This is a genomic window from Paenibacillus cremeus (assembly GCF_007786445.1).
Lineage (GTDB): Bacteria > Bacillota > Bacilli > Paenibacillales > NBRC-103111 > Paenibacillus_G > Paenibacillus_G cremeus.
This window is the reverse complement of record NZ_VNJI01000006.1, coordinates 64,887-83,720: the sequence shown is the minus strand read 5'-3', so window position 1 is coordinate 83,720 and position 18,834 is coordinate 64,887. Positions and strand designations below refer to the sequence as shown.

17 protein-coding genes and 1 pseudogene are annotated in these 18,834 nt (G+C 54.3%); 14 read left to right on the top strand and 4 right to left on the bottom strand.

What is annotated here, in order from left to right:
• The first annotated feature begins 157 nt into the window (after positions 1 to 157).
• The 4 genes from FPZ49_RS06530 (at position 158) to FPZ49_RS06515 (ending at position 1,939) form a co-directional block, all read left to right on the top strand.
• Positions 158 to 397: a MerR family transcriptional regulator gene (locus FPZ49_RS06530; protein ID WP_144844744.1), complete on the top strand. Its 240-nt coding sequence runs from the start codon at positions 158 to 160 to the stop codon at positions 395 to 397.
• Positions 398 to 425: 28 nt separating this feature from the next.
• Positions 426 to 1,175, top strand: a complete 750-nt coding sequence (tatC, locus tag FPZ49_RS06525) for a twin-arginine translocase subunit TatC (RefSeq protein WP_144844742.1) — start codon at positions 426 to 428, stop codon at positions 1,173 to 1,175.
• A gap of 123 nt (positions 1,176 to 1,298) precedes the next feature.
• A complete protein-coding gene (locus FPZ49_RS06520; protein ID WP_144844740.1) occupies positions 1,299 to 1,592 on the top strand; it encodes a ferritin-like domain-containing protein in 294 nt (97 codons plus the stop codon).
• 20 nt (positions 1,593 to 1,612) lie between these two features.
• Positions 1,613 to 1,939: a spore coat protein gene (locus FPZ49_RS06515; protein ID WP_144844947.1), complete on the top strand. Its 327-nt coding sequence runs from the start codon at positions 1,613 to 1,615 to the stop codon at positions 1,937 to 1,939.
• A 71-nt stretch (positions 1,940 to 2,010) separates the two neighbouring features.
• Here FPZ49_RS06515 and FPZ49_RS06510 read toward each other — a convergent pair whose 3' ends face one another.
• Entirely contained in the window at positions 2,011 to 3,570 is a 1,560-nt protein-coding gene (locus tag FPZ49_RS06510) for a catalase (RefSeq protein WP_144844738.1), read from the bottom strand.
• A 241-nt stretch (positions 3,571 to 3,811) separates the two neighbouring features.
• Here FPZ49_RS06510 and FPZ49_RS06505 point away from each other — a divergent pair, with 241 nt between their 5' ends.
• The 8 genes from FPZ49_RS06505 (at position 3,812) to FPZ49_RS06470 (ending at position 12,418) form a co-directional block, all read left to right on the top strand.
• Complete coding sequence (locus tag FPZ49_RS06505) at positions 3,812 to 4,777, top strand: carbohydrate ABC transporter permease (RefSeq protein WP_144844736.1); 966 nt, start codon at positions 3,812 to 3,814, stop codon at positions 4,775 to 4,777.
• Positions 4,774 to 5,613, top strand: a complete 840-nt coding sequence (locus FPZ49_RS06500) for a carbohydrate ABC transporter permease (RefSeq protein WP_144844734.1) — start codon at positions 4,774 to 4,776, stop codon at positions 5,611 to 5,613. The genes FPZ49_RS06505 and FPZ49_RS06500 overlap by 4 nt, the downstream gene beginning before the upstream one ends.
• Positions 5,614 to 5,759: 146 nt before the next feature.
• Positions 5,760 to 7,511 carry a cache domain-containing sensor histidine kinase gene (locus FPZ49_RS06495; protein WP_144844731.1) on the top strand — a complete coding sequence of 584 codons (1,752 nt, stop codon included), beginning with the start codon at positions 5,760 to 5,762 and terminating at the stop codon, positions 7,509 to 7,511.
• Between the two features lies 1 nt (position 7,512).
• Positions 7,513 to 9,126 (top strand): response regulator transcription factor, encoded by a 1,614-nt coding sequence (locus tag FPZ49_RS06490; RefSeq protein ID WP_144844729.1) that lies wholly within the window; start codon positions 7,513 to 7,515, stop codon positions 9,124 to 9,126.
• Between the two features lie 120 nt (positions 9,127 to 9,246).
• On the top strand, positions 9,247 to 10,575 hold the full coding sequence (locus FPZ49_RS06485; protein ID WP_144844727.1) for an ABC transporter substrate-binding protein: 1,329 nt from the start codon (positions 9,247 to 9,249) through the stop codon (positions 10,573 to 10,575).
• 133 nt (positions 10,576 to 10,708) lie between these two features.
• Positions 10,709 to 11,182: a hypothetical protein gene (locus FPZ49_RS06480; RefSeq protein ID WP_144844725.1), complete on the top strand. Its 474-nt coding sequence runs from the start codon at positions 10,709 to 10,711 to the stop codon at positions 11,180 to 11,182.
• On the top strand, positions 11,179 to 11,712 hold the full coding sequence (locus FPZ49_RS06475) for a hypothetical protein (protein WP_144844723.1): 534 nt from the start codon (positions 11,179 to 11,181) through the stop codon (positions 11,710 to 11,712). Before FPZ49_RS06480 ends, FPZ49_RS06475 begins: the two co-directional genes overlap by 4 nt.
• Positions 11,713 to 11,896: 184 nt before the next feature.
• On the top strand, positions 11,897 to 12,418 hold the full coding sequence (locus tag FPZ49_RS06470) for a Crp/Fnr family transcriptional regulator (protein ID WP_144844945.1): 522 nt from the start codon (positions 11,897 to 11,899) through the stop codon (positions 12,416 to 12,418).
• Positions 12,419 to 12,430: 12 nt separating this feature from the next.
• On the opposite strand, the gene hmpA is transcribed toward FPZ49_RS06470, so the two are convergent.
• A complete protein-coding gene (hmpA, locus tag FPZ49_RS06465; protein ID WP_144844721.1) occupies positions 12,431 to 13,696 on the bottom strand; it encodes an NO-inducible flavohemoprotein in 1,266 nt (421 codons plus the stop codon).
• A gap of 196 nt (positions 13,697 to 13,892) precedes the next feature.
• On the opposite strand from hmpA, the gene FPZ49_RS06460 reads away from it, so the two are divergent.
• Together FPZ49_RS06460 and FPZ49_RS06455 are read left to right on the top strand one after the other, a co-directional pair.
• A complete protein-coding gene (locus FPZ49_RS06460; protein WP_261381291.1) occupies positions 13,893 to 15,014 on the top strand; it encodes a glycoside hydrolase family 88/105 protein in 1,122 nt (373 codons plus the stop codon).
• Positions 15,007 to 16,080 (top strand): annotated as a pseudogene (locus FPZ49_RS06455) (LLM class flavin-dependent oxidoreductase). Before FPZ49_RS06460 ends, FPZ49_RS06455 begins: the two are co-directional and overlap by 8 nt.
• Positions 16,081 to 16,135: 55 nt before the next feature.
• Here the strand turns inward: FPZ49_RS06455 and FPZ49_RS06450 are convergent.
• Positions 16,136 to 16,690 carry a CBO0543 family protein gene (locus FPZ49_RS06450; protein WP_144844719.1) on the bottom strand — a complete coding sequence of 185 codons (555 nt, stop codon included), beginning with the start codon at positions 16,688 to 16,690 and terminating at the stop codon, positions 16,136 to 16,138.
• 221 nt (positions 16,691 to 16,911) lie between these two features.
• Entirely contained in the window at positions 16,912 to 18,693 is a 1,782-nt protein-coding gene (locus FPZ49_RS06445; RefSeq protein WP_144844717.1) for a methyl-accepting chemotaxis protein, read from the bottom strand.
• Positions 18,694 to 18,834: the final 141 nt, after the last annotated feature.

Here is an 18,834-nt window from a genome sequence, read left to right as displayed (position 1 = left end):
ATAATTTGTGTAAGAAAATCTAACACAAAATTTTTTTGACTAAAAATTGGGACTTTTTTCATTGTAAATTGTAAGACTATTCTGTTAATATAATTCTGGAATCCATTGGAATTGTCATTATTTATAACATATATATTACATCCTGGAGGTGGAATGTATGGAAAAAAAAGTAATGAATATCGGAAGTGTCAGTGAATTGACGGGGTTATCGGAGAGGCAGATCCGGTACTACGAGGAGCGAAAGCTGATCTTTCCCGAGCGAACCCGGGGGAAGACGCGAAAGTATTCGTTTGAAGACGTGGAGAAGATCAAAGAAATCCATCAAAAATTAACGGATGGGTTTACCACGTTCGAAATCAAGCAATGGCAGGCGAAAAAATGGTCGAAATCGATCTAAAATTGCTGCAAAAAGAGGGAGGAAGGGTATGGCTGAATACGAGGATTCCAAAATGACCCTAATCGGGCACGTGGGGGAGCTGCGAAAGAGAATGATGATTATACTGGCCGTCGTGGTCGTCACGATGATCATCGGGCTATTCCTGGCCCCCAAGATCCTACTGTTCTTGAAACATCAGCCGTCGGTCGCCGAGGTGACATGGAACGTGTTCTCTCCTTGGGACGGTGCGAGGATTTATATGAATGTGGCGCTCATTTTTTCCATCATTACGGCTCTGCCGGTCATCTTATATCAGCTCTGGGCCTTTGTTCGAGAGGGTCTAGAGATGGAGGAGCAGGCGGCCGCGTTTAAGTATATCCCTTATGCTTTCCTTTGCTTTCTTATTGGACTGGCCTTCTCTTATTTCATCGTCTTTCCAATGAGTCTCGCCTTCACGACGAGCATCGCGGCCAAGCTCGACTTTGTACAAACCTATGGGGTCGTCCAATATTTCGGCTTCATGTTTAACATCATTCTTCCCGTCTCTCTAGCGTTCGAGCTGCCGATCATCGTCATCTTCCTGACCAAAATCGGACTGCTCAATCCGCGGCGCCTCCAGCTGCTTCGCCGTCACGCTTATCTGGTCCTAGTGATCGTTGCGAGCCTGATCTCTCCGCCGGAGCTCCTCTCCCATCTGATGGTGTTTGTCCCACTCGTAGGCTTATATGAAATCAGCCTCATTCTTGCCCGAATCGTATACCGCAAGCAGCAGGCCGAAGTGCTGACGAATGCAGCCTAAGAGGCCTAAAAGCTTATCCTTTTTCGTTCACGGTTAGATGTGGAAGCCCGTACGGAGCATAATCGTCCTTCGATTGTTCATTCTATATTTGTGGTACCTTACAATCGAAAGGAGCAACCCCTCATGCAAGCAACGATGACGCCTCCAGCGCAGACGCAGGCACCGATTCCGGTACCGCCGCGCGTGATCACCACCAAGGATTTGTCTTATCTGAAGGATGCGATGTCTTGGGAGCTGTCTGCGTTTAAAAAGTTTCATTTCTTTGCCCAGCAGGCCCAGAACCCGCAGATCAAGCAAGCGCTGGATAAAGCCGGACAAATGCATCAGCGCCATTATCAGAAGCTGCTGACGCATCTTCAAGTCAATAACCAAACCGCCATGGCCAGTCTGCCGCAAACGCAGCAGTCTTCGCAATAGAGGGAGGAGCACCGATGCAGATGCAAAATAACCAGATCGCCAATCCCCAATCCGTACAGCTCCCGCAGGTCAAGGGGCCGGAAATGAACGACCGCGACTTCCTGAACGATGGACTAAGCACCTGCAAGCATCTAACGAACAGCTTGAACATCGCCGTGCTCGAAGCCAGCCACGAGCAGCTTCATAATGATATGCTGCAAATGCTGACGGAAACGCACCAGTGTGCGCGGGAGCTGTACAACCTGATGTTCCAGAACGGCTGGTACAAGCTCGAGGCCGAGGAGCAGCAAAAAATGCAGCAAACGTACCAGCAGTTCAGCGGCTACTCTACCCAGTTCCCGTATTAAATTATCCCTTTTGCGCATGGAAGATCATAGAACAAAGAGTCAAGGCTGCGCAGCCTTGACTCTTCTTTATTTCAATAGCGGTCTGAGGTGTGCCCCATATGCTCCAGCTGCTTCTTGGCCTGATCCGCGGCTGCCGTACTCGTATGCTCCTGCCCGGTCCGCTTCGCGTTCTCCAGCCCTTCTTTCACCCGCTTGCCATAGTCCGGATCGGCTTGGGTGAAGTACTCGACCATCTTCGATTGAATATGCGGCTTGCAGATGCTCAGCGCGTCTACCAGATTGGCCACCAGCTCGCCTCGCTCCACGTCATCGAAGGCACGGTATGTTGCTCCGGCCTGGGCAAAGTCATTCGTGCGCGCAAGCTTCTGTCTCACCAGACTCGCATCATAGTGCGGCGCATGCTCCTTCCCGCTTTGCGCCGCTTCTTGCAGGCCGCCGAGCGTGGAGGGCTCATAATTGACATGGGGATTTTGATTCGGCCCCGCATCCACCTTGTACTCCATCTGTCCATCCCGCTGATTGGTCGCCACGTGATTCTTCGGCGCGTTGATCGGCAGCTGCAAATAGTTGGTGCCTACGCGGTGCCGCTGCGTATCGGAATACGAGAACGTGCGGCCCTGCAGCAGCTTATCGTCGGAGAAATCGAGTCCGTCGACGAGCACGCCTGTTCCGAAGGCCACCTGCTCCACCTCGGCAAAATAATTATCCGCGTTTTTATTTAAGACCATTTTGCCGACCGGCAAAAACGGAAACTGCTTCGGATCCCACAGCTTGGTCGGGTCCAGCGGGTCAAAATCCAGCTCAGGATGCTCATCATCGGTCATCATCTGCACGCAGAGCTCCCATTCCGGGTAATCCCCTTGCGCTATCGCTTCATATAAGTCCTGCGTGGCATGGTTGTAATTGCCCGACTGAATCTGATTGGCTTCGCGCTGCAGCAGATTTTTGATCCCCTGCTTGAGCGGCTCCCAGTGATACTTGATTAGCATCGCTTGCCCGTCTTGGTTCACCCATTTGTACGTGTTCACGCCCGACCCCTGCATTTGCCGGTAATTCGCTGGAATGCCCCATGGAGAAAATAGGAAAGTGACCATATGGGTTGCTTCCGGCGTTCCCGAGAGGAAGTCCATCATCCGCTCCGGATCCGGCAAATTATTGACGGGATCGGGCTTAAAGGAATGCACCATGTCCGGAAATTTCATTGGGTCCCGGATAAAGAAAATTTTCAGGTTGTTCCCGACCAAATCCCAGTTGCCATCCTCAGTATAAAATTTGACCGCAAAGCCGCGCGGATCGCGCAGCGTTTCCGGTGAGTGTCCTCCCCCAACCACCGTGGAAAAGCGCACGAACACCGGGGTCTGCTTCCCGGCCTCCTGAAACAGCTTCGCTCTCGTATACTTCGCGATCGGCTCTTCTCCGACCTTGCCGTAGGCCTCAAAGTAACCGTGTGCCCCTGCACCGCGGGCATGCACGACCCGGTCCGGCACCCGTTCCCGGTCGAAGTGCGAAATTTTCTCCAGAAAATCGTAATTCTCAAGCGTCGTAGGCCCTCGATCCCCAACCGTCCTTACATTCTGGTTATCCGTAATCGGATGACCCTGACGGTTCGTGAGGGTATTCTGGTTATCCATGCCTTCCGTACCTCCAACTCATCGAATTTTCGATTGTTAGCCTGTCCAGAAGCGAATTTCATTATACAGGTTTTTCCAGTAAGGAAAAACGCTAACGTCAACGTTAACTTTTAAAATCGAACACTTTTATAAGAATCGTAAAATAGTGAAAGAAATTGTACTTCCTTCACCTACAGATGCTCTATGCCTATACCGTATACTTAAAACAGATCAAAATCGCATTGGATGAGGTGATTTTTCTATGAATAATCAAACTGCTGCAGCCAACGCACCAGCCGCAGCCACATCTAAACCCAAGTCAAGCCTTCGCCACTCCCTCTCGCGCTGGAACGCGCCTTTTGCGGGATACTTATTTATTGCACCATGGCTGATCGGCTTCCTCGTACTTCAATTGTGGCCCATTATACAATCGTTTTATTTATCGTTTACCGAGTACTCGCTTCTTGATCCGCCGCGCTGGATTGGCACGAAGAACTTTGAATCCATCGCCCACGATCGGCTGTTCTTTAACTCCCTAAAGGTGACCTTCACCTACGTGCTTACCTCCGTTCCGCTGAAGCTGGCGTCCGCGCTCGCCGCGGCCATGCTGCTGAACCGGGCCGTCCGAGGCATCGCCTTCTATCGTACCGCCATGTATTTGCCTTCCTTGATCGGCGGCAGTCTCGCGGTGGCTGTGCTTTGGAAAAACATTTTCGGCATCGACGGCTTCATCAACAAACTGGTGATCCTGTTCGGCGTGATGCCAAAGAACTGGATCGGCACTCCGGAAACAGCCCTGTGGACGCTGGTTGTTTTGACCTGCTGGCAGTTCGGCTCGGCCATGATCATTTTCCTTGCCGGGCTGAAAAGCATCCCGAATGAGCTTTATGAAGCTTCGTCCGTAGACGGCGCATCGAAGCCTAGACAGTTCTTTATGATTACGCTTCCAATGCTGTCCCCGGTTATTTTGTTCAACCTGATTATGGGGATTATCAATTCGTTCCAGATGTTTACGTCCGCTTTTATCATCACCAATGGCGGTCCTATCAATTCGACGGAAGTCTACGCGCTGTTCCTGTATAAGAAAGCGTTCGGAAGCCTGGAGATGGGCTACGCTTCTGCACTGGCCTGGATCCTGCTCGTGATCGTCGGGATTGCAACTTTGTTTAACTTCATCGCTTCGAAATATTGGGTGTTCTACGAATCGGAAACGGGGGCGGGAAAATGAAAAAAGAACTCGACTTCAAAGGCAAGCTGCTGACGCACGCCCTCCTGATCGCCGTCAGCATCATGATGATTTATCCGGTCGTGTGGTGGTTCGGGGCTTCCTTCAAGACGACGCAAGAAATCGGACTGCCAACGCTTTTCCCATCCAAGTGGATGTGGGAGAACTATCCCGACGGCTGGAATGCGCTGCCTAAATATACGTTCACTTACTTCTATATCAACAGCATTAAGGTCAACGTGACGGCTACGATTCTACACGTCGTGGCGGCGAGCCTGGTGGCGTTCGGATTCGCTCGACTGACGTTCCCGCTGAAAAACTTCTGGTTCTCGATTCTGCTGATGACCATCATGCTTCCAAGCCAAGTCACACTCATTCCGCAGTACTCGATGTTCCATTCGTTCAACTGGGTTAACACGTACCTGCCGCTGGTGGTGCCTGCCGCGATGGGCGGAGCGTTCTTCATCTTCCTGATCGTGCAGTTTATTCGGTCCATTCCGCGGGAGCTGGATGAATCGGCCAAAATTGACGGCTGCAGCTGGTTCGGCATTTACTGGCGCATCATTATGCCGCTGACGAAGCCGGCGCTCGTATCCGCCACCATCTTCTCGTTTATCTGGGGCTGGGACGACTACTTCTCCCCGCTGATTTACTTGAACTCAGTAGACAAATATACGATTCCTTTGGCCTTGCGCATGTTTATCGACACGCAATCCGCCGTTGCTTGGGGACAGCTTCTTGCGATGTCGCTCTTGTCCATCACGCCGCCAGTACTGATCTTCTTTCTGGCACAGAAGCACTTCGTCGAAGGCATTGCGACAACCGGTCTGAAAGGGTAATATGGAAGAAAAAAGCTGCGTGCTCTGCCGCAGCTTTTTCTGTCACCCGAAGAGCTTGTCCGGCGGGACAAGCTCTTACATCGTTGAGAACTGCTTATCAAGGAAACCCCGATATCAGTTACAGCAAAAGGAGGCGAATAAGGCGGATGTTCAACCCGTTTCGCCGATATCGAATTGATTATGTGTTATTTATCAGCTTTGCGGTATTTATTGCGCTGCTGGTGACCGTCATCTCCGGCGTCAGCTATTACATATCGGCCCGCGATCAAGCGGACAGCACCTCGTTCTACCAGCAGGGCATGCTCGGTGAGCTGAACAAGCAGCTGGCGCTGCAATTGCGCGCAGTGGAGCAGACATCGCTGGCCTTGTCGCAGAACTCGGCGTTTCTCAGCTATCTCGATCTAAAAGGCGATTACTATACCCGCAACAGAGCGCGGATTGATCTGAGCCAGAACTACTTAAGCCCGCTCGTCAACAGCTCGCCGTTTATCCTCTCGATGGAGGTTTATATGGACGAGCCAACTCAGGTCGATCCGCTGTCCGACGTTCAGTTTCTGCCAAGGGACTATTTGATGGGCCAAAGCTGGTACCCCTCCGCGCAAAAATCCGATTTTCTCTGGCTCGGCCAGCGCGTTGCGAACTCCTCACAGGGACCGCAGCAGGTGCTCAGCTTTGTCCGCCATATTTCCTCCAACGCCAACCCGGATTTAGGCTATCTTGTCATCAACGTCAAGCAAAAGACGCTGCAGACGCTGCTTAGTGAGGATAAGGCATCCCCTAGCCGTATGCTGATCGACGGCGGCGGTCGGCTGATGCTGAGCACGAAGCAGGTGCCGGATCCCGAGGAGCTGGAGAGCTTGACGGACGACCTGCAGGGCGAGCTGGGGCATCGACACATCCGGCTCAGTCCATCGGCTGCTTACGACGAGAAGGACATTCTCATGGTGTGGTCCAAATCGTTTCAAGAGGGCTGGGTGCTCGTGGAGCTGACCCCTTGGCGCGACATTACCCGCGGCAGTATCCAGCTGGCCAAGACGCTTGTGATCGTCGGCATCGCGGCGCTGCTGGTCACGCTCTTCATCACCTTGTCGCTCTCGCGCAATTTCACAGCGCCGATCCGTCAGCTGGTGCAGCTGATGGGCATGTACTCCGTCGGGCGCCAGGTGAACGATTTTCCGGATACGTACCGGAACGAATTCGGCAGTCTGTTCGGCGGCTACCGCAAAATGATCGAACGGATCGAAGAATTGTATGTATCGCTGGAGCGGCAGCATCAGGCGCAGAAGGAAGCCGAGATTAAGGCGCTGCAAGCGATGATCAACCCGCATTTTCTGTATAATACGCTGGATCAGCTGAACTGGATGGCGATCGAGGCCGGACAGGACCGGATCAGCCATGTGCTGGAGCTAATGGGGCGGATGTTCCGCATCGGCTTGTCGGGCGGGGAGAGCTTCATTCCGCTGTATGACGAGCTGAAGCATACGGAATGCTATTTACAAATCCAGCAGCTGAAGTGGGGCGAAGGCTTAACCTACCGGATCGAGATGGACGAGGGGCTCGGCGAGCTGCTGATCCCGAAGCTGACGCTGCAGCCCTTTGTCGAAAATGCCGTCATCCACGGCTTCCACGGCCGGCTCACCGGTGAAGTGACGATCTCCATCACATCGGTCGATGAGGGGATTATGTGCCGCATTGCCGATAACGGGGTGGGTATTCCGCAGGATTGGAACAAACGCAAAAAGCGCAAAACCGGCGGCTACGGCATCCGTAATGTCATCGAGCGCGTCGAGGCCTACTTCGGGTCCCCCTATGGCGTAGAGCTTCGACAGATTCCTGAGGGCGGTACGGAGGCCCTAATCTACATACCAATGAAAAAACAAGAGCTGGGAGGGGATTAGCATGTGGAAGATTGCAATTGTCGATGACGACCGGCATGTACTGCAGGGCATGAAGCGGCTCATCCCATGGGGAGAGATGGACCTGGAGCCGGTCGGCGAGGCGATGGACGGCGAGGCTGGCTTCGGACTCATCATGGAACAGGATCCAGACATCGTCATCACGGACATTTATATGCCGGTCATGAACGGCCTCGACATGGTCGACCGGCTGCGGCGTGAGCATTTTCAAGGTAAAATCGTCATTTTAAGCGGCTATTCCGATTTCGAGTATGCGCGGCAAGCACTCCGGCTCGGCGTAGACGATTATTTGTCCAAGCCGATCACGGTCAACACGTTGAAAGAGGTGCTGGGGCGGCTGATCTCCGAGCTCGAGGAGCGGAACATGCAGACGATGGAAAAAGAAGAGCTGCAGCGCAAGCTGCTGCTCTACGAGCCCTTCGTTGAGCAGGAGCGGATTCGCGGTCTCGTGACCGGCAATATGGCGGCGGAGGCTCCTCAGCTCCCGAACCCCAGCGAAAAGCAAACCAGCAGCACCGTACAGCTCGTCATGGTGCTCGAAATCATGCGCACCGACCGGATGGAGGGAATGACTCCGCGCGACTGGAATCTGTTCCGCTTTGCCGTGGGCAACATTGTGAAGGAGCTGGCGGCGGAGCAAGGCGTAGGCGGCCGCTTCATGGAGCTGTACGGGCACTATATGGCTGTGCTGATTCAGGTGGATGCGCAGCTGTCGGAGGAACGGATTTACCGGGCCGCGGAACGCTTCGCAGGACGGATCATTGAGGTGACGGCGGAGTACCTCCGCATCGGGGTACAGATCGGTATCGGCACCTGGAAGCAGGACCTGAACAAGACGGCGGATTCGACCGAGGAGGCGTTTACCGCGCTTCATGAGAAGCGCTGCGCTCCGAATGCCGCGGTGCCCGTCTTTAAATACAAGCCTAAAGCCGCGGCGGATCGCCAGCTGGAAATCAGACCGGTCCGCTTCTATCAAGAAATGGCGGATGCGGTGCGCAAGCTGGATTCGGCTGCCGCGGAAGTGTCGCTCGGAGCATTCTGCACGAAGCTGGCGGAGCAGCAGGCCCACTCGGCTCCAGAGCTGCAGCAAATGGCCTCCGAGCTGTGGGCGATTTTTTCCTATACGCTGTACGATTCCGGCATTGTGCTGGGGGAGGCGTTTCCTGCCGAGGAAGTGCAGCGGGGCATCCGTTCCATGGTTACTCTGGAGCAGATGAAGGCATGGGTATCCGGCAAGGTCCAGGAGATTTGCTCCAAATACGGGCGCAACGACAATCTGAAGCACAAACAAGCGGTTGATTTTCTGATCCATTACATCCACGAGCATTACTCCGAGGACATCCGGTTAAGCGATTTGGCGGATAAAGTATTTATTTCGCGTAATTATTTGAGCAACATCTTCCGGAACGCCACCGGCGAGACGTTCAACGATTATGTTACCCGAGTGCGGATGGAACGGGCCAAGAGCATGATTCTCGAGGGCAAGCTAATGATTTACGAGATTGCGGAACGGGTCGGGTACAAGAATGTGCCGTATTTTACCACCTTGTTCAAGAAGCACACGGGTCGAAATCCGACGGATTTTGTAAAAGGATGAGAAATTGATAACCTTAGTAAAATAGTGAAAGAGATTGTGCATCTCTCACATAGGCAGCGGCTCCCCAAAATTGTACGATAGGGTTGTAACCTTGATGAAGAGAAAGGGGATTTTATCGATATGAAACGTTGGAATAGAACCGCTCTAGTCATGTCATCCATTGTCTTAGCACTATCTGCAACCGCTTGCAGCGCAGGCGTGAAGGAAGAGGCCAAAGGAGGCACTAGCACTGGAACTGGCGCTGCCGCCACAACCACCGATAGCAAAGCGCCTGTAAAGCTCCGCATTCTGTGGTGGGGATCCCAGCCTCGCCATGACGCTACCCTGAAGGCACTTGAGGCGTATACCAAGAAGAACCCGAACGTCACGTTCGAGCCTGAATATCAAGCCTTTGACGGATACATCGACAAGCTGTCGACACAAGCAGCCGCTCGAAATACGCCGGATATTTTCCAAATGGACGCCGCTTGGTTTAACGACTGGTCCAGCTCCAACCGTTTGGTGGATCTGTCCTCGGTCAATACCAAAGACGTGGATAAAGCACTCTTGGATACAGGAACTTACAAAGGCAAAGTTTACGCTGTACCGCTCGGCAACAATGCACTCGGTATGGTTTATAATAAAACCGTATTTGACAAGCTGGGCGTGAAGCCTCCGCAAACTTGGGATGAGCTGTTCCAGCTGGCGAAGGACATCAAACCTAAGCTCGCCAAGGATCAGTATTTGATCCCAGATTTCACCTCTAATTACACGATCCTGAACTCCATCCAGCTGAGCCGCGGTAAAGGCTATCCGCGTACGGCAGAGGGCAAATTCAACTACGATAAAGATACATTCATCTCGTTCATGACGACGATGCAGGAGCTGCGCAAAGGCGGATTCGTTGCGCCTCCGGACGTTACAATGTCGGATAAAAGCTTCGATGCTAAGCTGGATCTGCTCGGCCAAGAGAAAGTCTTGATGAAGCTGTCCCATTCCGCAGAATTCGGCGGATTCGACTCGCTGAAGCCAGGCAGCTTTGCTCTCATGCCATTGCCTAAAGGCGTGGAAGCCGGCGGCTGGCTGAAAGCATCCATGTATTGGAGCGTGAGCCCCGACAGCAAGAACCAAGCCGAAGCGAAGAAGTTCATCGACTGGTTCATCAATGACAAAGAAGCAGCGGACATCCTCGGTACGAGTCGCGGGACGCCGGTTTCCAAAACCATCGTAGATTACCTGACGCCGAAGTTCAGCCCAATCGACAAAGCGGGCAACCAGCTGATCGCAGATACTGCGAAGGGCGGCGGCAAAGCGTTCGATCCAGGTCCAGGTATGAAGGGCGGCTGGGCGAAGTTTGCAACAAACAAAGAGTACGACAATATCACACAGCAAATCATGTTTGATAAGATGACGCCTCAGCAAGGCTGGGATGAAGTCATGAAGCTGGCGAAAGAAGTAGAGCAGAAGTAATCTGCGCTTCGCTAAGGAACAAGGGCGGGTCTCTCAAGGAGACTCCGCTCTTGTTTTTGTTTGCGACCTTATAAATTCCTTTTCTTGGGACACGATAAGAAGGTTCAAGCACACAATGAGGAGTTTATTCGATATGGTGGGAACGTTCTATCTTGTGGTAAATGCGATCGCAGTCATCCTTTTTGCCAAATATCACAAACGGCTCCATGCGCTCGAAATCCTCGTGTATTGGTCGGTCAGTACGTACCTGTATCAGAACTTCTCAGCGCTATGCTATATGAATTTCAAGACGCTGTGGATACCGGATGAGTGGAGCTACGCGTTTACTCATTTTTTGAACCGTGTGGTGCTGCTTCCCTTGCTAATGGTCATGTTCCTGGACCTCCTCCTAGCCCTGACTGCTCTCTTGAAAAAGCTGCTCCTGCTCGCCGTCTCCGTCACGCTGCTGGTAGGAATGGAATGGTTGTCCCACTATCTCGGCGTTCTGATTCATCAGCACTGGCAGCTCTGGTGGTCCTTCGCCTTCTGGCTCTCGGCCTTGGTCGCGCTGGCTGCCTGTATGAAGGGCTTTCGGCTTCTGCTCTATAAAGGAGGGACGGACTGGTGAATGTCACCTTTGATTGGAACGAGTGGTTTTCGATTCTCTCCTCGATCGGAGCTATCTTGATCTTTTGGCCAATTCGATCATACTTTTCCACGGTGCTGCTGATCGTCATTTTCACCTATAATCTCGCTTTAGTGGCGACTATCGATTATTTTTTAATCGCTACGCCCTTTCATCTGTACTATTTCGGCGATAACACGTCGTATGAGGCTTCTGGTGCGCTCTTTCATTTTTTCATGTATCCTGCATCGTCGATCCTGTTCTTATTTATTTATGACAAGTGGAAGCTCTATCGCCTTAAAACGGTCTGGTACATCCTGTGCTGGACAGCGTTCTCGCTCTTCTTCGAGTGGCTGTGCGTCATCAACCATGTCCTGACCTACACGGGTTGGAAGCTGCCTTACTCCATCCCTGTGTATCCCGCCGCGGCCATGATGCTGCTTCTCGTCTACCATTTTGCTGCGAGGCACCTCCACGAGCTTTCCCTGCGGAAGCTGGCCAAAAATCGCGTGATCAAGCCCAAACCCAGCTAGCTGCCCGCTAAGGAGACTACAGACTGCGGGTGGGATCCTTTGTGTTCAGGTACAAGCCGCTACGAACCCCTCGCATGCTGACTAGAGAGTGGTATACTAAAAAAAGCGAAAGCCGACACGGTCGGTCCTCGCTTTTCTTCCATATTCCAGGTTCCAGATGGAGGTGGTCACTCTCATGAGTCTCATGATTCTGCACAAAGGTGAAACGCTGTTTCGGCAAGGCGAATCCGGACCGCTCTTTCATTTGCGAAGCGGACTGCTCAAAATTGTCCGGGTGCACCCAGACGGCGCACAGCTTCTGGTCAATGTCATCGTGCCGGGTGAAACGATTCCGCATCATTCACTGCTCAGCCCCGCCCCCTACTACGGCACCGCCTTGGCGCTGACGACCTGCGAGATCGAGCTGCTGCCCGCCGCGCAGTGGTACCAGGAGCTCGAGCAAAGCCCCGAGCGATACCGCTCGATTGCCCTGCAGCTGCAGGATAAGCTGCGGATGATGCAGCGAAGGATCGACCAGCTGAGTGAGGTATCCCCCACCGAGAGGCTTCTGAAGCTTCAAGCCTGGTTCCAGACCTACATCCCGGCGATTCCGCTCACGGACATGCTGACGCAAGATGAGATCGGTCAATTCATCGGCCTTCGCCGTGAGACGATTAACCGGCTGCTGCGCTCGCAAGCGGGCGACGCCCAAGCCCCAAAGCGCTAGCCGCCAGCTCTGTTAGCGCTGTACAGCGGCTTCCGAGGCCGCGGCCTCGTCCGGCGCCTCCAGATCCCCCGACGGTCCGAAAAACTCATAGCGCCGGTCCGCATCGGCCACTCCCAGCTCCTTCAAGAGGCGATTGATGGTCCGCATGAACGGCACCGGTCCGCAGAAGTAGAAGACCGCCTCGGGCGAAGAAAGTACGCGCTGCAGCCATGGCAAATCGATGTACCCCTCTTTGTCATAGACGATGTTCTCCCGCTCCATGGTGGTCGGCTTCTCATAGCACCAGTACACCTTGATTTGCGGCGAACGGCCGGCCAGCTCCTCGATCTCTTGTCTCAAGGCATGCACGCTGCCATTCTGAGCCGCATGAATAAAGGTGATTGGGCGATCCGGGGCTGAGGCAGCCAGCGTTGTCATCATGCTCACCAGCGGCGTTAGCCCTACCCCCCCGCTAATAAAGACCGCCGGACGGGTATCCTTCTGGTCGAGCGTAAAGTCACCAGCTGGAGCGGACAGCCACAGCACATCGCCTTCCTTCACCTGCGTGTGCAAATACATCGATACTTTCCCCTCGGGCTTTCCTTTTACCTGAATCGCTTCTTCCCGCTTCACGGAAATGCGGTAGTACGGCTTCCCAGGCGCGTCAGACAGGCTGTACTGGCGGATATGCGTGTGCGCCTCTCCCGGAATTTGCAGCTTCACGCTGACGTACTGACCGGGCTCAAACGCGGCCAAGGCTCCCCCATCCTGCGGAACCAGGTAAAATGACGTAATCACGTCGCTCTCCACCACCTTGCGCTGTACGCGGAACGCTCTGAAATCCGCCCATCCTCCCGACTGCTGCTCCGATTGCTGGTACATTTCGGCCTCCACGTCAATGAACACCTGCGCAATTACGCCGTAGGCTTCCGCCCATGCCTGCAAAATCTCGTCCGTCGCCGCGTCCCCGAGTACATCCTTGATTGCCGCCAGCAGCGTTTGACCCACGATCGGATACTGCTCCGGCTTAACCCCGAGACTGCGGTGCTTATGCGCAATTTGCTTTACCACCGGAATAATTGTCTCCAGCTTGTCGATATACAGCGCTGCGGCATAGACCGCATTAGCCAGCGCCGTCGGCTGCTTGCCTTGTTTTTGATTCGCGTGATTGAATAGGTTGAGCAGCGCCGGATGATTCGTAAACAGCATCTGATAAAACCGCTTCGTGATCGCTGTCCCGTGGACCTGAAGCACCGGAACCGTGGATTTAATGACTTGAATTGTTTTTTCGCTAAGCATATCGATCGCCTCGCCTTCATGTACTTGGTATGCCTACAGTATAGTCCGCGGCTTCATTCCTCATTGTGATTCCAATCACAACAAATCGTACCGATCTGTGACGAACGTGCAAGCGTCCAATTGTGATATAATAACCGCTAGAGAAGTTTGTCCGATGGAGTCTGCTTTTGTCGGACCCTTACATCAGGAGGTGTTTATGTTGCATTACCCATTAGTTGAACAGCTGAAAGAGCAGTACACATCCGGTGAAGGCAAATGGTTTTCGCTTCGCTGGCACTACATCGAAAGCTGCATTCTTAAGGCTTATCAGGACAGCTATGCACAAACCGGTAATGAGAGCGATTACACCTTTGTCAAAAGCTTTGTCGACCGCCTCTACGACGAGAGCGGCAGCGTTCCGGCGATCGATATCAGCTACTACAGCATCGATCAGATTAAGCCGGCGCTGAACCTGTTCGCCCTGTATCAGCAGGAGAAGGATCCGAAGTATAAGCACGTGCTCGACCAGATCTACGGGCAGCTAACTACGACCTACCCGCGTACAGAGAGCGGAAGCTTCTGGCACAAAGAGAACTATCCGAACCAGATTTGGCTGGACGGGCTGTATATGGGCCAGCCGTTCCTGGTGCAATACATTAAAGAGTTCGGGGAGAACAAAGACTACTCCGACACGCTGAACCAATTCGCCAACGTCCGCAAGTTTATATGGAATGACGAGAAAAAGCTGTACTACCACGCCTACGATGAAAGCCGCCAAATGTTCTGGGCAGACAAAGTCACCGGCATGTCACCGAACGTATGGGGCCGTGCCGTGGGCTGGTTTGTGATGGCGCTGGTCGATGTACTGGAGCTGCTGAAGGGAGAAGCGGCGGATACCGGGCTGCTCAAGTCACTGCTGCGCGAAACGATCGACGGCATGCTGCCGTACCAGCATGATTCCGGCATGTGGTATCAGGTCGTGGATAAGGCGGAGGAGCCGGACAACTATCTGGAGTCCAGCGGTACCCTGATGCTCGCTTATGCGATCCTGAAGGGCGTACGCCTCGGCTACCTGCCAAGCGAGTACACCCCTCACGGGAAAAAAGCCTTCGACGGTACCGTCGCCACGTATATGCGGGAAGTTGACGGCGAAGCACGGCTGGGCGGCATTTGCAAAAGCGCCGGGCTGGGCAAGCACCCGGACACCGGCGTGATCCGTGACGGCAGCTTCGACTACTACGTCCATGGCGAGCTGATCGTCGAAAACAACGGGCACGGCGTCGCTCCGCTCCTGATGGCCTATAACGAAATCCGCCTTGAGGGACAGCGCAATGCGTGAGCCTGTTAAACGCATGGAGATCGGGATCAGCACCTTCCTGGAGGCGACTCGGGATCCGCTGACGGGCAAGTCCATGGATCACGCCGAGCGGCTGCGCAACGCTGTGGAAGAGATCGTGCTCGCCGATCAAGCGGGCCTGGACGTCTACGGCGTCGGGGAGCATCATCGCCCCGATTACGCCGGCAGCGCACCGGCGGTCGTGCTAGCGGCGGCAGCCGCCATGACGAAGCATATCCGGCTCACCAGCGCCGTGACCGTGCTGTCCTCGGACGACCCCGTCCGCGTCTATCAATCCTTCTCCACGCTCGACGGCATCTCGAACGGCCGGGCCGAGATTATGGCGGGCCGCGGCTCGTTCATTGAGTCGTTCCCGCTCTTCGGCTACAGCCTGGAGGATTACGACGCGCTGTTTGAGGAGAAGCTGGAGCTTTTGCTCGCGATTCGCGCCTCGGAGAAGGTCACCTGGCGCGGCGGGCACCGCCCGGCCATCGATAACCTGGGCGTGTATCCCCGCTCCGTGCAGAGCCCGCTCCCGGTCTGGATCGCCAGCGGCGGCAACCCCGAGTCCGCGGTCCGGGCGGGCCTCCTCGGTCTGCCGATCGCCTTCGCGATCATCGGCGGCATGCCGGAGAGCTTCGCGCCGCTCATCGATCTGTACAAGCGGGCGGCCGCCCAAGCCGGGCATGATCCGGCCAAGCTGCAAATCGCGACGCATTCGCATGGCTTTGTGGCGGACACGACCGCCAAGGCGGCCGAGGCGTTCTTCCTGCCTACGATGGCGCAGATGAACGTCATCGGACGCGAACGGGGCTGGAATCAGCCTTACAGCCGTGCGACCTATGATGCCGCCCGCAGCCTGCGTGGCGCGCTCTACGTCGGCGACCCCGAATATGTCGCGGAGAAAATCGTCCTGCTCCGCAAAAACCTCGGTGTGACGCGGTTTTTCCTGCACGTGAATGTCGGTACAATGCCGCACAAGTAAGTGCTCCGCGCCATCGAGCTGCTCGGTACCCGGGTCGCCCCGATCGTGCATAAGGAGCTGGCTCGACTCGAGTCAAACGGATAAACATAAAAAAGTGTACAAGCCGTCATAACCAAGACGAGCCTGCACACTTCTTTTTTTACTTCGCGACCCCGATTTTCAAAATTATGAATCTAGCCAGCGTCGTAGAGGACATATAGAACAGGAACGAGTAAATCAGCTTCCATTCATTCAGGCGGTAATATTCGATCCAGATAAAGAGCGGCTCCGCAACGAAGGCAATGATCAACGCCATGATCAAGTTCGCGACCATAAACGTGGGCCACGTCGACGAGCAAAGCTGGTACACCAGCATGAAGAAGATCGGCACGAGAATCGAATCGGCCGTCAGCAGCGGAGGAATCATCGGGATCAGCTTCACCGGATACTCCCACCACGATAGATTCGTCCCGATGTCGTCCAGAACAATCGCCATAATATTGATCATGCAGCCATAAAAGGCAATCTCATAAGCCCGTCGCTTATCAAGCAGCTTCCACCAAATCATTAAGGGAATGATCGTGAATCCGACGAGCAGCCACCATTCCCAAGTAAATACGGTCTGTTTCAGCCAGAGCTGAATATCGAGCTGGTGCAGCCGCTCTCGGGCTTCTTGCACTTCATTGAAGGCATCCGTCATATGTTTGCTCTCCATGGGCTCGCTCCTTCCGGTCCCTGTTCCATCCTGAAGCACAATTCGTAGGTATTATGTACCGATCCAGGTGCGATTAACCTTGTCCTTCTCCATCTATTTATTATATTTTGTTAATACCGATTTTTAAGCTGCGAGGATCGCAAAAAAAAAAACCGGCTGTGGTCCGCGCCAGACAGTTAGATGCTGCCGCGAACCATGAACCCGGTTTTTCTTCCTGGATATTAAATTTTAAACCGCGCGACCACGGCCTCCAGCTCACTCGACATTCGGCTGAGCTCACGTGCCGTCTCCGACACTTGCGTCATGTCCGCCATCTGACTGGCGGTCGCGGAAGTGATCTCCTCGGCGAGCTCCGTCGTTTGCCTGGACAGCTCCGACAGCTCCGTAATGGCTGCCGAGACCTCTTCCGAGCCGGCCGACATTTGCTCGGATACCGCGGATACCTCTCCCATCTGGTCCGTGACCATCTGGACGGTGCGGGACAGCTCCTGGAACGTGCCGTCGGTTTGTTCGACGACCTGCTGCATCGCCACGACCTCGACCAAGCCTCGGTCAATGGCCGTCTCGGTCGCCTGCGTCTCGTACTGCACACGCTCCACCAGCTCCGCAATCCGTTCGGTCGACAGCCTGGACTGCTCGGACAGCTTGCGAATCTCCGACGAGACGACCGCAAAGCCTTTGCCATGCTCGCCTGCTCTTGCCGCTTCAATAGAGGCGTTCAGCGCGAGCAAATTGGTCTGCTGCGAAATGCCCGTAATCAGAAGCGTCACGTCGCCGATTTCCTCGGACATCGCCCTCAGCCGCTCAATGGCCGCGACCGCCTGCTGAACCGTACTGCGCACCTCCGCGATTTGGCGCCGGTTTTGCTGCATCAGCTCGTTGCCTTCGCCGGTCTTCAGGTGCGCGTGCCCGGAGGCTTCCGAGGCCACCCCGGCCGATTCGGCTACCCGCCCGATCCCGGTGCTCATCTCCTCCATCGCCCGGCTGCTCTCCTGCGTCCCGTGATACTGCTCCGAGGAGCGCGACGACAGCTGAGTCATCGTGCCCGTAATCCGCTCGATCGACTGGGTCGAACGCTGGGCACCGGCCAGCAGTGATTCGGACGAGCTGGCGACTTGCCCGGAGGCTGCGCTCAATTGCTCGATCAGTGCGCGAAGATTGCTCATCATTTGGTTAAAGTGCTGCCCCAGCAGCCCCACCTCATCGCGCGTACGAACGGTAACGGTACCCGTTAAGTCGCCCTCCGCCGCGGCACGGATTACGCCTGTAATCCGCTGAATCGGCTGCAGCAGCACCCGGACCGCCACAAATAGCACGATAATGCCGGCAAGCGCTACCACGATCCCGGTAACCGCGGTCATCGTTAGATTATGATTCAGCTTCTCCGTAATCACTGCGTAGTTAAAGTCGAGTCCGGCATAAGCGACCAGCTTACCATCCTTATCATGAATCGCGCTGACCGCGCTGATCCAGGTTCCATAATTATCCGTGTAGGCCTCCGTAATGCTCACCCCGGACTTTTCCGAAGCCTTCAGAGCGTCATAGAGAGCGGGCTGCGGTGTATACAGCTCGACCGGCTTCTCATCCGCATACAGCTCCGCGTTGGACAACAAGTTGGGCAGTGCAGGCTTCCCGTCTGCCGAACTCCACTCCGGATAAAATAAGTACGCGTTCTCAATCAGGTCCGACGCCGCGGCCCGATCCATTTCCTCCTGTACGTGCATGACTTCCGGAATTTTCTTGTACGCTTCCGGATCTTTCTTCAGCTCCGCCTTCGACTTCTCGATATTGGCGATTTGCAGCACGAGCGGTGAATGGAACATCCCTTCGAGCGCGAGCAGCTCCTCGGTCATTTGAGCTTTTTGCTGGTGCAGGGACAGCATCGTGAGCAAGACGCAAATCAGTAGATAGCCCGTTCCCCCAAGCGATACAATCTTAAATCCAATGGAGCGAAAATAACTTACGTTTGCATTGTTCGTCTTCGGCCTATTATCCTTCTTCATCGACAACAAGAACCCCCCGGTTGTAAATGCACATGACTACGTTTACATACCACGATACCTGATTCCATCGTCGCAGGTCAACTTCTTTTATGAGGCAAAAGTCCTACCACCCCTGCCCGAGGACAGATGATGCTTTAACGC

What these genes read in the sequence shown, in the direction of transcription:
- FPZ49_RS06530 (WP_144844744.1), top strand. Translation starts at nt 158, where the DNA reads ATGGAAAAAAAAGTAATGAATATCGGAAGTGTCAGTGAATTGACGGGG.
- tatC (WP_144844742.1), top strand. Translation starts at nt 426, where the DNA reads ATGGCTGAATACGAGGATTCCAAAATGACCCTAATCGGGCACGTGGGG.
- FPZ49_RS06520 (WP_144844740.1), top strand. Translation starts at nt 1,299, where the DNA reads ATGCAAGCAACGATGACGCCTCCAGCGCAGACGCAGGCACCGATTCCG.
- FPZ49_RS06515 (WP_144844947.1), top strand. Translation starts at nt 1,613, where the DNA reads ATGCAAAATAACCAGATCGCCAATCCCCAATCCGTACAGCTCCCGCAG.
- FPZ49_RS06510 (WP_144844738.1), bottom strand. Translation starts at nt 3,570, where the DNA reads ATGGATAACCAGAATACCCTCACGAACCGTCAGGGTCATCCGATTACG.
- FPZ49_RS06505 (WP_144844736.1), top strand. Translation starts at nt 3,812, where the DNA reads ATGAATAATCAAACTGCTGCAGCCAACGCACCAGCCGCAGCCACATCT.
- FPZ49_RS06500 (WP_144844734.1), top strand. Translation starts at nt 4,774, where the DNA reads ATGAAAAAAGAACTCGACTTCAAAGGCAAGCTGCTGACGCACGCCCTC.
- FPZ49_RS06495 (WP_144844731.1), top strand. Translation starts at nt 5,760, where the DNA reads ATGTTCAACCCGTTTCGCCGATATCGAATTGATTATGTGTTATTTATC.
- FPZ49_RS06490 (WP_144844729.1), top strand. Translation starts at nt 7,513, where the DNA reads ATGTGGAAGATTGCAATTGTCGATGACGACCGGCATGTACTGCAGGGC.
- FPZ49_RS06485 (WP_144844727.1), top strand. Translation starts at nt 9,247, where the DNA reads ATGAAACGTTGGAATAGAACCGCTCTAGTCATGTCATCCATTGTCTTA.
- FPZ49_RS06480 (WP_144844725.1), top strand. Translation starts at nt 10,709, where the DNA reads ATGGTGGGAACGTTCTATCTTGTGGTAAATGCGATCGCAGTCATCCTT.
- FPZ49_RS06470 (WP_144844945.1), top strand. Translation starts at nt 11,897, where the DNA reads ATGATTCTGCACAAAGGTGAAACGCTGTTTCGGCAAGGCGAATCCGGA.
- hmpA (WP_144844721.1), bottom strand. Translation starts at nt 13,696, where the DNA reads ATGCTTAGCGAAAAAACAATTCAAGTCATTAAATCCACGGTTCCGGTG.
- FPZ49_RS06460 (WP_261381291.1), top strand. Translation starts at nt 13,893, where the DNA reads ATGTTGCATTACCCATTAGTTGAACAGCTGAAAGAGCAGTACACATCC.
- FPZ49_RS06450 (WP_144844719.1), bottom strand. Translation starts at nt 16,690, where the DNA reads ATGGAGAGCAAACATATGACGGATGCCTTCAATGAAGTGCAAGAAGCC.
- FPZ49_RS06445 (WP_144844717.1), bottom strand. Translation starts at nt 18,693, where the DNA reads ATGAAGAAGGATAATAGGCCGAAGACGAACAATGCAAACGTAAGTTAT.